The organism is Oceanisphaera litoralis, assembly GCF_016907015.1.
Classification (GTDB): domain Bacteria; phylum Pseudomonadota; class Gammaproteobacteria; order Enterobacterales; family Aeromonadaceae; genus Oceanimonas; species Oceanimonas litoralis.
Genome location: NZ_JAFBBE010000027.1, coordinates 25,061 through 38,428 on the forward strand (window position 1 = coordinate 25,061; position 13,368 = coordinate 38,428).

The window sequence follows — 13,368 nt, forward strand, 5'->3', positions numbered from 1 at the left end:
TTACAACTTGACCAGTCCGGTAAAGCCCATGAAGGCCAGTGACATCAGGCCGGCGGTGATCATCGCCAGCGCAGCCCCCTTGAACGGCACCGGTACGTCGGCGCCGGCCAGGCGTTCGCGCATGGCGGCAAACAGCACCAGCACCAGTGAAAAGCCCAATGCCGCGCCAAAGCCGTATACCAGGCTCTGCATGAAGTTGTGCTGTTCGTTGATGTTGAGCAGCGCCACGCCCAGTACCGCGCAGTTGGTGGTGATCAGCGGCAGAAAAATACCCAGCAGCCGGTACAGGGTGGGGCTGGTCTTGTGCACCACCATTTCGGTGAATTGCACCACCACGGCGATCACCAGAATAAACGACAGGGTGCGCAGATACAGCAGATCCAGCGGCAGCAGAATATACTGGTTGACCAGATAAGAGCAGGCGGCAGCCAGGGTCAGCACGAAGGTGGTGGCCAGCCCCATGCCGATGGCGGTTTCAAGCTTGCCGGACACGCCCATGAAGGGACAGAGTCCGAGAAACTTGACCAGCACGAAGTTGTTGACCAGCACGGTGCCGACAAACAGCAGCAGGTATTCAGACATGATCACTCGGCGGATAATAAATAACGACCGGTATTATCGGACTTTATGCCGCGTTTAACAATGCCACAGATGCTGTGGGTTTAGGGTCTGTTGACCTCGGACCCTAAACCGAGCCTCGGAGAAAAGCCTTAATTAACATGCCAATAACGGCCAGAGTACAAAGCGGCAAAGAACCGTAGTGCATGATCGGCGGGGATATCAGGTGCGGGATATGGGCCAGTTCAGCGCCCACGGAAACGCGGGCGCTGAGGCAGTAAATCAGAACAGGGTGTTCGACAACTGGTACATTTCTTCGTTGAAGGGCCGCTTGAGGTGCTTGATGCAGTCGATGATATCGTGATGCACTATGTGGTTGCTCTGCAGGCCCATGCAGCGGCCGCCGTAGCCTTCGAGCAGCAGCTCTACCGCCCGCGCGCCCATGCGGCTGGCCATGATGCGGTCTTGCGCGGTGGGGGTGCCGCCGCGCTGAATATGGCCGAGAATGGTGGCGCGGGTGTCCCGGCCGGTGGCGGCCTGAATGTCGTGGGCCAGCCGGTTGACGTCACACATGTTTTCGCAGATGGCGACGATGGCGTGCTTCTTGCCTTTGGCCACGCCCTCGTGGATTTGTTGAATCAGCTCGGCCTGGTCGAAGGCCACCTCCGGCACTATCACGTATTCGGCGCCCCCGGCCACGGCGGCGGACGAGGTGAGGTCACCACAGTGGCGGCCCATGATTTCCACCACCGAAATACGGTTATGGGAACTGCAGGTGTCGCGCAGCCGGTCGATGGCTTCCACCGCCACGTTGAGCGCGGTGTCGAAGCCGATGGTAAAGTCGGTGCCGGCGATGTCGTTGTCGATGGTGCCGGGAATGCCGATGCAGGGAAAGCCCATCTCGGTCAGCCGCATGGCGCCCATGTAGGAGCCGTCACCGCCGATCACCACCAGGGCGTCTATGCCGTGTTTTTTCAGGTTTTCGACCGCTTCTTCCCGTACTTTTTCATCCTTGAACTCGGGAAAGCGCGCCGAGCCCAGAAAGGTGCCGCCCCGGGTGATGACATCGGACACCGAATGCCGCTCCAGCGGTACTATCTCATCCCGGTGCAGGCCCAGATAGCCGCTGTGAATACCGAACACCTCCAGGTTGTGATGCAGACCGGTCCGCACCACGGCGCGAATGGCGGCGTTCATGCCCGGGGCATCGCCGCCGCTGGTCAGTACTCCAATTCGTTTAATCATCTCACCCTCGTTTTACATCCATTTTTATTTCGGGAAGCATTGATCACTCATAGTGCCCTTGTACAGATATGCTCCGCGAAGGTGGAGATCCATGGTACAGGACACTGGATTCCCACCTTCGTGGGAATGACAAATATATTCGGGTCGTCATCTCCGCGAAGGCGGAGATCCATGGATCAGGGCTCTGGATTCCCACTTTCGTGGGAATAAAAAGAACCTTCGGTGCTTGTTATGCACCGGCGCGGATAATGGCGGCAAACTCGTCCGCCTGCAGGGCGGCACCGCCCACCAGGGCGCCGTCGATATCATCCATGGCAAACAGGCCGGCGGCGCTGGCGCCCTTGACCGAGCCGCCATAGAGGATCTGCACGCCCGCCGCGACGTCGGCATTTTGTTCGGCCAGAAAGGCACGAATGGCGGCGTGTACGCCCTGGGCAATCTCGGGGGTGGCGGTCTTGCCGGTGCCGATGGCCCAGACCGGCTCGTAGGCGATCACGGCATTGGCCAGGGCGTCGATGCCGCTGTGGGCGATCACTTCGTGCAGCTGGCGCTCGACCACGGCCCGGGTTTCACCTTCTTCAAACTGCTCCAGGGTTTCACCGATGCACAATACCGGTACCAGGCCGGCCTGCTGCACGGCGGCGAACTTGGCGGCCACCATGGCATCGCTTTCGCCGTGCAGGGTACGGCGCTCGCTGTGGCCGACCAGCACATAATGCACGCCAAACTCCGAATACATGGCCGGGGAGTGTTCGCCGGTGAAGGCGCCTTGAGCATGAATGTCGGCGTCCTGGGCGCCAAGGGCGATATTGCTGTCGGTCAGCAGCGCCTGGGCCTGGCCCAGAAACAGCACCGGCGGGCACACCGCCACCGCCACACTTGGGGTATCGGTAGCGGGGGCCTTGAGGGCGTTGATCAGCTCGGCCACCATGCTCTTGCTGCCGTTGAGTTTCCAGTTACCCATTACCAGAGTCTGTCGCATCTTGTGTTGTTTCCTGTTCGTTAAATGGGGGGCATTATAGGGGCAGGGATCCGGCGAAACCAGAAGGGTCATGCCCTGCGGTGTTATTTGTCATCTGTTTGTTTATTCGTTGTGCGGCACCCGGTTTGTTTTACTCGTCAGCCACTGCCAGCCCAGGCCCAGATATTCATGCCAGGCAATGTCGCTGCGCTCCAGATAATGGCCCTTGGGCAGATAGGTGTATAAGGGCAGGGTGCCAGGGCTTTCCCTGGCATGATGGCCCACCGGTGCCGCCTGGGGCTGGCCGCCTTGCTCACGGAACAAGGTCATGGCGCGGGGCATGTGGCTGGCGGAGGTCACCAGCAGCGCCCGGCGCCCGGCAATCAGCGGGGTAATGGCGGCGGCTTCTTCCGCTGTGTCTTTCGGCTCGGGCAGCATCAGCAGGCGATCGGGCGCTATGCCCAGCGCCCGGGCCACGGCGCCGTAAAGCTCGGCACTGGATCGGCCTTCTCCCCCCGCATAACCGCTTAATATCAACCGGGCCTCGGGATAGGCATGGGCCAGCCGCACCCCTTCGGTAATGCGCACCAGCCCGGCCTGGCCCAGCTGGCTCAGCAGCGGCAGCGACAGATCCGCCACCTGGGCGGCCCCCAGCACTATGATGTCCTGCACCGGCTGCTCCGACATCGAATCGACCACATGGGGCGGATATTGTGACTCGAGCGGTGCTATCAGCCAGTTGGCCACCGGCCGGGTAGCCAGCAGCAGCAGGGCCGACAGCGACAGCAACAACAGGGTGCCGCCACTGCGTCTGTGCTGCCTCAGCAGCATAATCAACCCGAAGAAGCCCAGCATCAGCAGCAGAGGTAGCGGTAATAACAGGCTACCCAGCCATTTTTTGGCCAAAAACGCCATCTCCATGTACACACTCATTTGTTAACCGTATCGGTTGTGCCAGAATAGCGCCCCCGGACTCAGCAAGAAACACCCAGGTGAGCAGAAAGCCCAAGGTAATAAACAGCAATACCAATTTCGATGGCAAGAGCCATACCTTTGCCCGCAATATCTACGGCACCACCAAGGGTCGCATTCGACTGGCGGTGTTGAGCCGGGATCTGGACGAGCTGCTGGCCACCTTGCCGGACCGGCCCCTGCGCATTCTGGACGCGGGCGGCGGCTTCGGCCCCCTGTCGCAACCGCTGGCGGCGGGTGGCCACAAGGTGGTGTTGTGCGATCTGTCCGGTGAAATGCTGGCGCTGGCCCGGGAGCAGGTGGCGGAAAAGGACCTGCTGGCGCAATTCGACTTTATTCAGGCGCCGATTCAGTCGTTAACTGTTGAGGATCTGGGCCAGTTCGATTTGATTTTGTGCCATGCGGTGCTGGAATGGGTGCAGGAGCAGGCTCAGTTGCTGGCCTGTTTGCAGGCGCTGCTGGTGGACGGCGGTCATCTGTCGCTGATGTACTACAACCGCGACGGCCTCTTGTATCACAGCCTGGTGATGGGTCATTTTGATTACGTGCATGCCGATCTGGTCAAGAAAAAGCGCCAGAAACTGACGCCGGGCTGGCCCTGCAAACCTGATGAGGTTGACCGCTGGCTGGACGAGCTGGGCCTTGTTATTACCGGCCGCAGCGGGGTGCGGGTGATCCACGATTATATGGTAGAAAAACGCATCAAGGTGGAGCAGGCCGACGAGGTGATCGCCATGGAGCTGGCCCACGCCCGGCAGGCGCCCTTCATGCACCTGGGGCGCTACATTCACGTGCTGGCAAAAAAGGGCGACTGAGATCGTCATCCTCGCGAAGTGACGGGTAACAGAGTACATCGCGGATGTACCGGTGTTTATTGTTGTCACCCTCGCGAAGGCGGGGGTCCATGGGCTTTGCGGTATAGGCGGAGTGTTCGGACCTGGCGCTATATGTCCTGGATTCCCGCCTGCGCGGGAATGACGATAAAGACCACACCGAGGTCTGCCAGGAGTAGACCCTGTGCCCTCTGCTTACGTTATCGAAACAAGAACTGAGAGAGCTGCAAGATGACGGAAATGTCCCGCACCCTGCCGGACTGGATTGGCTGGGTCAGAGAGGAAAACCTGGGGCTGAACCTGCCCCCGGAACGGCTGGCCTTCCTGCTGGCGATACAGGTGTTCGGCCGGGGCGGCGAGCAGCCGCAACTGAGCGAGGCCGAGCTGCACCACGCCTTCGGCTTTGTCAGCAAGGGCTTCGACCAGGCCGACGAGACCCTGGCCAGCCGCGCCAACAACGCCATCAACGATCTGGTGCGCCAGCGGCTGCTGAGCCGTTTTCAGGGCGAGCCGGGCGAGGGCGACAGCCTGTACCGGCTGACGCGTCTGGGGGTGGCCATCGTCGAGTTTTTTGCCGCCCAGCGTGAGATCAGCCAGATCAGGCTGTCGCTGCAGCTGGAGCAGATTGCCCGGGATCTGGATCAGGTGGCCGAGGCCATCGCCGGCGACCCCGATGAGCAAGAGTGGGCGCAGAACGTGGCAGGCCGGCTGAAATATTCGGTGTCCGAACAGCTGGCGCGCATCGACGACACCCAGCGCGCCATGGACGAGCAGCAGAATGCGGTCAAGGCCAACATCGCCGCCCTGCTCAACAAGAACTGGCACGAGGCCATTTCCGCCTGCGAGCAGTTGCTGCGCGAAACCGGCCTGACCCTGCGCGAACTACAGGATACCCTGGACAAAGCCGGCCACGGCCTGCAGCAGAGCCTGCTCAACATCGAAGAGCAGCTACAGCAAAGCGGGCGCGACGAGTCGCTGGCGGCCCTGTGCCAGCAGCTGCAGGCCCGGCTGGACGCCATTATTCTGTGGGGCAGCCAGTGCATCGAGCTGTGGGCCCGTTACGATCTGCACGTGCACCGCTTTATTCGCACCGCCATCGACATGGACAAGCACCGCGCCTTCAGCCAGCGGTTGCGCGAGTCCATCCGCCGGTTTGAAGATCACAACTGGCGGCTGTGCATCGCCCAGGCCCGGCCGTTGCTGGAACTGCGCGACGAAACCATGGCCGCCTACGCCGAGGAAGTCACCGGCGAGCTGCCGGTCGAGCTGGAATATCACGACATGGTGGACGTGACCGCCGAACTGTCGGGTCGCATTCGCGATCACCTGCAGGCATTTCCGCTGGCCGGCAAGCCGCTCGACATGGCCGCAGTGCTCAGGGACTATCTGCACGATTATCCTCAATACCAACATTTCGATATTGCCCGTTTGCTGATCGACGAAGCGGTCAAGCTGGGCCACGCCAACGCCGAATGCATGGGCGCCGCCCAGCCGGACTGGCAACGCATCAACGCCCACGGGGCCAAGGTACAAGCACATGTTATCGACCAATACTGATCTCGCCCTGGACCCCCGTCTGGCCCAGGCCATTGCCAACCCGCTGTTTCCCGCGCTGGACAACCAGTTACGTTCCGGCCGCCACATCAGCGCCGACGAGCTGGAGCAGCATTCGCTGCTGCAGGAGTACTACCCGGAGCTGGAGGCCTTTTACCGGCGCTACCACGTAGAGCTGGTGCGCGCCCCCGAGGGCTTCTATTACCTGCGACCGCGCTCCACCAGCGAGCTGGGCAGCTCCATTCTGTCCGAGCTGGAAATGCTGGTGGGCAAGGTGCTGTGCTACCTCTACCTGAGCCCGGATCGGCTGAGCAATGAAGGGGTCTTCTCGCTGCTCGATCTGCAGGAAGAAATACTGACCCTGGCCAATGAGCAGGCCCTGCTGCGCATGGTGAACCAGCGTGCCGGTGGCAGTGATCTGGACAAGCGCAAGCTGGCCGACAAGCTAAAAACCGCCATTCGCCGGCTCAAACGCCTCGGCATGGTCAGTGCCGTGGGCAGCCAGGACAAGTTTCGCATCAGCGAGGCGGTGTTTCGCTTCGCCGCCGACGTGCGCACCGACGAAGATCCGCGCGCGCTGCAATTGCGCATGATCAAAGACGGCGAGGCGGTGGCCGGCCACGACCAGGACGAAGAGCAGGAGAACGACCAGTGAGCACGCCAGAAACGCTAACCACCTTCAGCCGGGGCAAGTTCCACTCCCTGACCATGGTCAACTGGAACGGCTTTTTCGCCCGTACCTTCGAGCTGGACACCCTGGTGACCACCCTGTCGGGCGGCAACGGCGCCGGCAAGTCCACCACCATGGCCGCCTTTATTGCCGCCTTGATCCCCGATCTCAGCCTGCTGCACTTTCGCAACACCACGGAGGCGGGCAGCCAGTCCGGCAGCCGCGACAAGGGCCTGTACGGCAAGCTGCAGCGCGGCCACTGTTATTCCATGATTGAGGTGGACACCTCCCAGGGCGAGCGGGTCTGGTTTGGCGTGCACCTGGAGCAGGTGGCCAACCGGGACAACAAGGTCAACCTCACCCCCTTCAGCGTGCAGGGCATCACGCCCGAACATACCCCGACCGCGCTGCTGCTGCACCGGCTGGACGACGGTCGCGGCCAGGTGCGCTCGCTCAACGAGCTGAAGGCGGCGGCCCAGCAGGACGGGCTGCGCTTTACCCGTTTCAGTACCGTGTCCGAGTATCACAATTTTCTGTTCGATACCGGCGTGACCCCGCGCAAGCTCAAGGATCAGCGCGATCGGGTCAAGTTCTATCGCCTGATCGAGGCCTCCCTGTACGGCGGTATTTCCAGCACCATCAGCCGCAGCCTGAAAGACTACCTGCTGCCGGAAAACGCCGGCATCCGCAAGGCGTTCAACGACATGGAGGCGGCCATCTTCGAGAACCGCCGCACCCTGGAAGCCATACGCGAAACCCAGCGTCAGCGGGATCAGTTCCGCCAGCTGATCACCGAAACCACCCACTATGTGGCCGCCGACTATGTGCGTAACAGCGCCGAGAAAAAGCGGCTGTCCGAGCAGGCGCTGGCGGCGCGCAAGGCCCTGGCGGAAGAACGCCGCATTCTGGCCGAAGAAAAGAACCGGTTGATTTACCTGGCCGACGAGCTGGAGCATCTGGGTGCCCGCGAGCGCATGCTGGGTGAGGAGCTGGACATCGCCTCCGAGCATCTGGCGCGGGTGCTGAGCGGGGTCAAGCTCAACGAAAAAATCACCGGCTACCAGCACGAGCTGGACGAGCTGGACGCCAAGCTCGCCATTCAGGAAGAAACCCTGGCCGAGCTGCAGGACGAACATGAAGAAGCCACCGCCACCAAGGTGGCGGCGGAAGAAGAGGTAGACAGCCTCAAGAGCCAGCTGGCCGACTACCAGCAGGCGCTGGATACCCAGCAGACCCGGGCCATTCAGTATCGTCAGGCCCGGCAGGCGCTGGGCGAGGCCAAGGTGCGCTGCGGCCTGCCGGAGCTGAGCCCGGAGCAGGCCAGGGAGCAGGAGCAGGCGCACCAGCAGCGCGAACAGGCCCAAACCGCCGTGGTGCTGGAACAACGCCAGCAACTCTCGCTCGCCGAGGCGGCCCGCGCCCAGTACGATCAGGCACTGGCGCTGTTGCAGGCCATCGATGGCGAAGCGGACCGGGCCTCCGCCTTTGCCCGTGCCAACCAGTTGCTGGAGCAGGGACGGGAATATCAGGCCCTGCTGATGCGAGACGGCGCCATTCGCCATCAGCTGAAGGAGTCCGAGCAGGCGGCCGGCAAGCGCGAAAAGGCCACGGCCCTGCAGGCCGAGCTGGCCCGACTGGGACGACCGGTGCAGGACGAGGCCGAGCTGGAACTGCAACTGGCGGAGCTGGACGAGCAGAAGAGCGAGCTGGAAGAAAAACTGGCCGACTGCGCCGACGCCCAGCGCCAGAACCAGTCCCGCCTGGCACAGATAGCGCCCCGGGTGAGCGAACTGCGCAAACAGGCCCCGGCCTGGCACCAGGCCCAACAGACGCTTGAGCGGCTGCGCGAGCTGTCCGGTCTGCCGCTGGCCGACAGCAACGAGGTCACCGCCGCCATGCAGCAGGCGCTGCGCGACGAGCACCAGGCCGAGCAGAGCAAGCAACAATCCCTGGCTGCCAAGCAGCAACTGGAGCAGCAGATCCGTGCCCTGAGCAGCGGTGTGGACGCCGACCCGCGGCTGCTTGCCCTGTGCGAACAGCTGGGCGGCACTTTGCTGGCCGACGTGTACGACGACATAGCGGTAGACGACGCCCCCTATTACGAGGCCCTGTATGGCCCGGCCCGCAACGGCATAGTGGTGGCCGATCCTCAGGCGGCATTGGCGCAGTTGCAGGCGCTGGAGTCCTGCCCGGCGGACCTGTATCTGATCCAGGGTAATCCGGACGCCTTCGACGAAGATCTGCTGCACGCCACCGAGCTGGACGGCGCCATCTGGGTGAAAAACGGCGAGCGCCAGCTGCGTTATTCCCGTTTTCCCACCGAGCCCATGTTCGGTCGCGCCGCCCGCGAGGCCAAGATAGCGCAGCTGAGCGCCGAGCTGGAAACCGTCAGCGCCCGCTATGCGGAGTCCGCCTTTGCCCAGCAGAAGCACAGCCGGCTGTATCATCAGTTGAGTGACTTTGTCGGCCAGGGCCTGCAACTGGCCTTTGGCGACAACCCGGAACAGGCGCTGGACGAGCTGGCCGCCCGGCAGCAGCAACTGGAGCAGGAGCTGGCGGTCATTGCCGAGCAGCGCGACCAGTGGCAGGCCCGCCGCAATCAGCTGCGCGAACAGCAGGCGTTGCTGCACAAGCTGCTGCCGCTGGCGGATTTACTGGCCGACGAGGGTCTGGCCCAGCGGCTGGCCGCCGCCCGGGAAGAGCTGGCCCGGCTGGACCTGGCCCGCGACTTCATGGCCGCCCATGGCCAGCGGCTGGGCCGGCTGGCCGAGCAGGTGCAGGTATTGCGCCAGGATCCCGCCGGTTTCGAGGCCCTGCAACGGCAGGTGGCCGAGGCGGAAGCCGAGCTGACCGAGGCGCGTAACCGCACCTATGCCCTGACCCAGCTGGTGGCGCGGCTGCCGCACCTGGCCTATGCCGACGCCGAGCAACTGCTGGATCAAAGCTCGGCCATGAACGACAGCCTCAAGGCCAAGCTGGTGCAGGCCATCGATGCCCGCCGCAAGGCCGGGTTGCGTGCCGAGCAGCTGAACGGTCGCCTGACCGACGCGCTGCAGGCCCGCACGGCGCTGGTGACCGGCCGTGACGCCAGAAGCCAGACCCTGAACGAATTCCGCGATGAACTGAACGCCCTGGGCATTACCCTGGCGCCCGACATGGAAGACAAGGCCCGCGAGGCCAAGCGTTCCATCGAAAACGAGCTGGTGCACACCCGTGGCAAGCGCAGCCAGACCGAGGCCCAGCGCCAGGTGAGCAAGCGCGAAATCGACTCCCTGAGTCAGCGCCTCGGCAAGGACGGCCAGGGGTATTTTGCCGCCCGCAAGGCGCTGGTGGCGCACAAGGCCAACTGGGCCAGGGTGGTGCGACTGGCGCGGGATCACGATGTGGAGCGGCGGTTGGCCCGGCCCGAGCTGGCGTATCTGGACGCGGACGAGCTGCGCTCCATTTCCGACAAGGCGCTGGGCGCCCTGCGCCTGGCGGTGGCCCACGACGAAGAGTTGCGCGACGCCCTGCGCCTGAGCGAGGGCAACCGCAACACTCTGCAGAAGGTGCAGTTCTACATCCTGGTGTTCAGCCACCTCAAGGCGCGTATTCGGCACGACATTATTCGGGCCGACGATCCGGTGGAAGCGCTGGAAGAGATGGAAGTGGAGCTGGGCCGGCTGGCGGACGAGCTGCAACTGCGCGAAGGCCAGTTGTCGTTGTCGTCCCATGAGGTGGCGGCCAAGATCAACACCATCATCCGCCGCGAGCAGAACCGCATTCGCCAGCTCAACCAGGGCCTGCAGAACATCAGCTTCGGCCTGGTGGCCGGGGTGCGGCTGAACGTGAACATTCGCGACACCTACGGCCGCCTGCTGGAGGCGCTGAGCGACCCGGAAGGCCGCCATCAGGACCTGTTCAGCAGCAAGGAGCTGAGTTTCTCCGAGGCCATGGGCAAGCTGTTCCAGCGGCTGAACCCGCAGCTGGAGCAGGGGGATCGCAGCCCGCAGGTGCTGGGTCAGGCGCTGCTGGACTATCGCAACTATCTGGATCTGGGCATAGAAGTGCAACGTGGCGCCGACGGCTGGTTACGCGCCGAAAGCGGCGCTCTGTCCACCGGTGAGGCCATCGGCACCGGCCAGGCCATTTTGCTGATGGTGCTGCAGAGCTGGGAGGAAGAGTCCCGCCACCTGCGCAGCAAAGACGTATTGCCCTGTCGCCTGCTGTTCCTGGATGAAGCGGCACGACTGGACACCCGCTCCATCGCCACCCTGTTCGAACTGTGCGAACGCCAGGACATGCAGCTGCTGATTGCCGCCCCCGAGAACATCAGCCCGGAAAAAGGCACCACCTACAAGCTGATCCGCAAGGTACACGGCAAGCAGGAACAGGTACACGTAGTGGGCCTGCGCGGCTTCGCCGGCGAAGCGGTGGTGTAATTCTATCTACTCCTCCCCCTTGGCTGCGGCCCGGCAGGCATAATGGCGGCGCTATGCCAGGGGGAGGCAGGGTGGGGGTGTTGCTACCCTGCCTTATCGTAGGGTCCACTTCAGTGGACCTTCAACAAGTGGTTCAACAAGAAAACAAAGCCCCGCAACCTGTCGGTTGCGGGGCTTTTTGTATTGGGCAACCCGGCTCCTGTACCCCCCGATAACTGCTGCCGTTATTTCTGCGAAGGCAGGAATCCAGTGCCGGTGAATCTTCCCCCACACTTCCAATCTGCAACCCCTGCTGCCTATAATGCGAAGGCTTTATCTGAGTTTAATGTTATTTATTGCCGGCGAAACAACCTCAAACAACAGGAAAGGGAGAGGCCGGATCGCTCGCAAGATCCGAGCGGTAGCGTGTCCAAAGTAAAAAATCTGCTGTTTCATACAGCATATTTTCGGATTCAAGAGCTTGGTGCGCACTATCAACAACGCATGCGCGTGTACAGCAAACCGGGCTTAAAAACGCTCATTATTTGAGCAGGTTACGGCAGGGCTTTGTGGATAGTGCGCACGCTATTGTTGATATCGTGCATGCGTGTTTTTGCACATCACCTTATACGGCTGACGAGTAAAAAATTATCTTACTATCAGAAACATATAGGTAAAAAATGAGCTGGTGCGATGGAAGAAATATGCGCATGCGCACTATTAAAAATGTTAGTATTTAAGGTAGCGTATATGGAAATTTATGAAATCGTAAAATTAGTGCTGCTTCCATTTGGCGGAGTATCAGTTGCACTTGTTGCGATGGTTGGTTGGCTGGCTCACATAAGCACCAAGAGGATAGTAGAAGGTGAGTTGGCAAATCATAAGATACAACTAGAGTCATTTAAATCAGAAAGCAACAAAGAGCTCCAGCATGTAAAAAATACTGCTACCAAAGAAATCGAAGCGCTGAAGAATCAGTACACTGCGGACATTGAGAGAATTAAGGCACAGTTGCAATCTGAATTTTTGAAATACGAAACATATACCACAATTTCAAAAGAAATTTATCAGGGGCTGTTTGCGAAAAGAGTCGAGATATACGGCCGACTATTAAACCTAAAAAAAGAAATCGATCAGTCAATTTTAGATAATGCCGGATTTCTTGAAATTCATGATGATGATCCGTCTCCTTTTACCGATGCGGTAAAGAAAATCGGCAACGCATCCCAAGAGAACCCGATGGTACTTTCTAATGAGTTAGCTCAGCTTTCTACAGAGCTTGTTGAGAAGTCTAATCGTGTTTTTTCAGATGAAAAAGTGAAGTCATTTTACACAGAGGTATATAACCAAGACGCCAAGTACGTTCACGAATTAATCATGGAAGCGGAAAATGAAGCTCTAAGAAAGATGTTTGCTGAATGTGGTGACGTATACGAGCGATGGTTGATCCAGCTCAACGTTGATGTTTCAAAAATTCGTTCTGTACTTGATTTGGCAGGCGATTTTTTAGAGAAAAACACTAACAAGTAGCTCCAACGGACGCGCCAAAAGCGCGCCGCTGAGCTAGGCGTTAGGCGCTATGGGAGCAGGCAATGATGACGGTAGTCGCTTTAAAGGCTTTGGTGATTTGGGTTGGTATCCTAGCTCTAGCGGTTGCCAATGGAGTGCTGCGAGAATCGGTACTTGTACCAGGCTTCGGAACTCCGGCGGCGCTCGTGCTTAGCGGTCTGTTGCTGTCAGCCTTAATCATTGGCGTGGCATATTTTACCCTTCCATGGCTGCATATTAGTCGCCCCGTCGTGCTCTGTATCGTTGGGGTGGGCTGGCTCGTTCTTACACTCGTTTTTGAGTTTTCGTTCGGGCTTTGGCAAGGCAAGTCGTGGTGCGAGTTGATTGAGGCCTACACATTCAAGGGTGGCAACATCTGGCCTGTTGTTCTTGTAGCAACGGTCCTTGCACCATACATCGCTGCTAAGCTGAGAGGATGGGTGTAATGCGCTTAACCAGTGCATCAATTTCGTTCCGGCCCGATGGGCCCCCACCGGACGCCCTAGTCGGGCGCCGTTTGCAGGCGTTAACTCATCCCTTTACCCATAAGTCCCTGAGTGAGTATCATCACGCCACTGAATAACAGACATAGCGGCGGGTGACATGACAAGTTGGGTTGAGCAGGAG

At 60.5% G+C, this 13,368-nt stretch carries 11 protein-coding genes; 7 read left to right on the forward strand and 4 right to left on the reverse strand.

Features of this window, described 5'->3' with window-relative positions; genetic code table 11:
- From rsxA to HNR62_RS14560, 4 genes are all read right to left on the reverse strand, one after another.
- Entirely contained in the window at positions 1-582 is a 582-nt protein-coding gene (rsxA, locus tag HNR62_RS14545) for an electron transport complex subunit RsxA (RefSeq protein ID WP_204796805.1), read from the reverse strand.
- 258 nt (positions 583-840) lie between these two features.
- Complete coding sequence (gene pfkA / locus HNR62_RS14550) at positions 841-1,803, reverse strand: 6-phosphofructokinase (RefSeq protein WP_204796806.1); 963 nt, start codon at positions 1,801-1,803, stop codon at positions 841-843.
- A gap of 229 nt (positions 1,804-2,032) precedes the next feature.
- Positions 2,033-2,785 carry a triose-phosphate isomerase gene (gene tpiA / locus HNR62_RS14555; protein ID WP_204796807.1) on the reverse strand — a complete coding sequence of 251 codons (753 nt, stop codon included), beginning with the start codon at positions 2,783-2,785 and terminating at the stop codon, positions 2,033-2,035.
- Between the two features lie 102 nt (positions 2,786-2,887).
- A complete protein-coding gene (locus HNR62_RS14560; protein ID WP_204796808.1) occupies positions 2,888-3,685 on the reverse strand; it encodes an ElyC/SanA/YdcF family protein in 798 nt (265 codons plus the stop codon).
- Positions 3,686-3,777: 92 nt separating this feature from the next.
- On the opposite strand from HNR62_RS14560, the gene HNR62_RS14565 reads away from it, so the two are divergent.
- From HNR62_RS14565 to HNR62_RS14595, 7 genes are all read left to right on the forward strand, one after another.
- Entirely contained in the window at positions 3,778-4,551 is a 774-nt protein-coding gene (locus tag HNR62_RS14565) for a methyltransferase domain-containing protein (RefSeq protein ID WP_204796816.1), read from the forward strand.
- Positions 4,552-4,800: 249 nt separating this feature from the next.
- On the forward strand, positions 4,801-6,126 hold the full coding sequence (gene mukF / locus HNR62_RS14570; RefSeq protein WP_204796809.1) for a chromosome partition protein MukF: 1,326 nt from the start codon (positions 4,801-4,803) through the stop codon (positions 6,124-6,126).
- On the forward strand, positions 6,107-6,778 hold the full coding sequence (mukE, locus tag HNR62_RS14575; RefSeq protein ID WP_204796810.1) for a chromosome partition protein MukE: 672 nt from the start codon (positions 6,107-6,109) through the stop codon (positions 6,776-6,778). The genes mukF and mukE overlap by 20 nt, the downstream gene beginning before the upstream one ends.
- Complete coding sequence (gene mukB / locus HNR62_RS14580; protein ID WP_338044116.1) at positions 6,775-11,214, forward strand: chromosome partition protein MukB; 4,440 nt, start codon at positions 6,775-6,777, stop codon at positions 11,212-11,214. The genes mukE and mukB overlap by 4 nt, the downstream gene beginning before the upstream one ends.
- A 255-nt stretch (positions 11,215-11,469) precedes the next feature.
- Positions 11,470-11,742 (forward strand): hypothetical protein, encoded by a 273-nt coding sequence (locus HNR62_RS14585; RefSeq protein ID WP_204796811.1) that lies wholly within the window; start codon positions 11,470-11,472, stop codon positions 11,740-11,742.
- Positions 11,743-11,943: 201 nt separating this feature from the next.
- A complete protein-coding gene (locus tag HNR62_RS14590; RefSeq protein ID WP_204796812.1) occupies positions 11,944-12,723 on the forward strand; it encodes a hypothetical protein in 780 nt (259 codons plus the stop codon).
- Between the two features lie 62 nt (positions 12,724-12,785).
- Positions 12,786-13,187 carry a hypothetical protein gene (locus HNR62_RS14595; RefSeq protein ID WP_204796813.1) on the forward strand — a complete coding sequence of 134 codons (402 nt, stop codon included), beginning with the start codon at positions 12,786-12,788 and terminating at the stop codon, positions 13,185-13,187.
- The last annotated feature ends 181 nt before the right edge of the window (positions 13,188-13,368 follow it).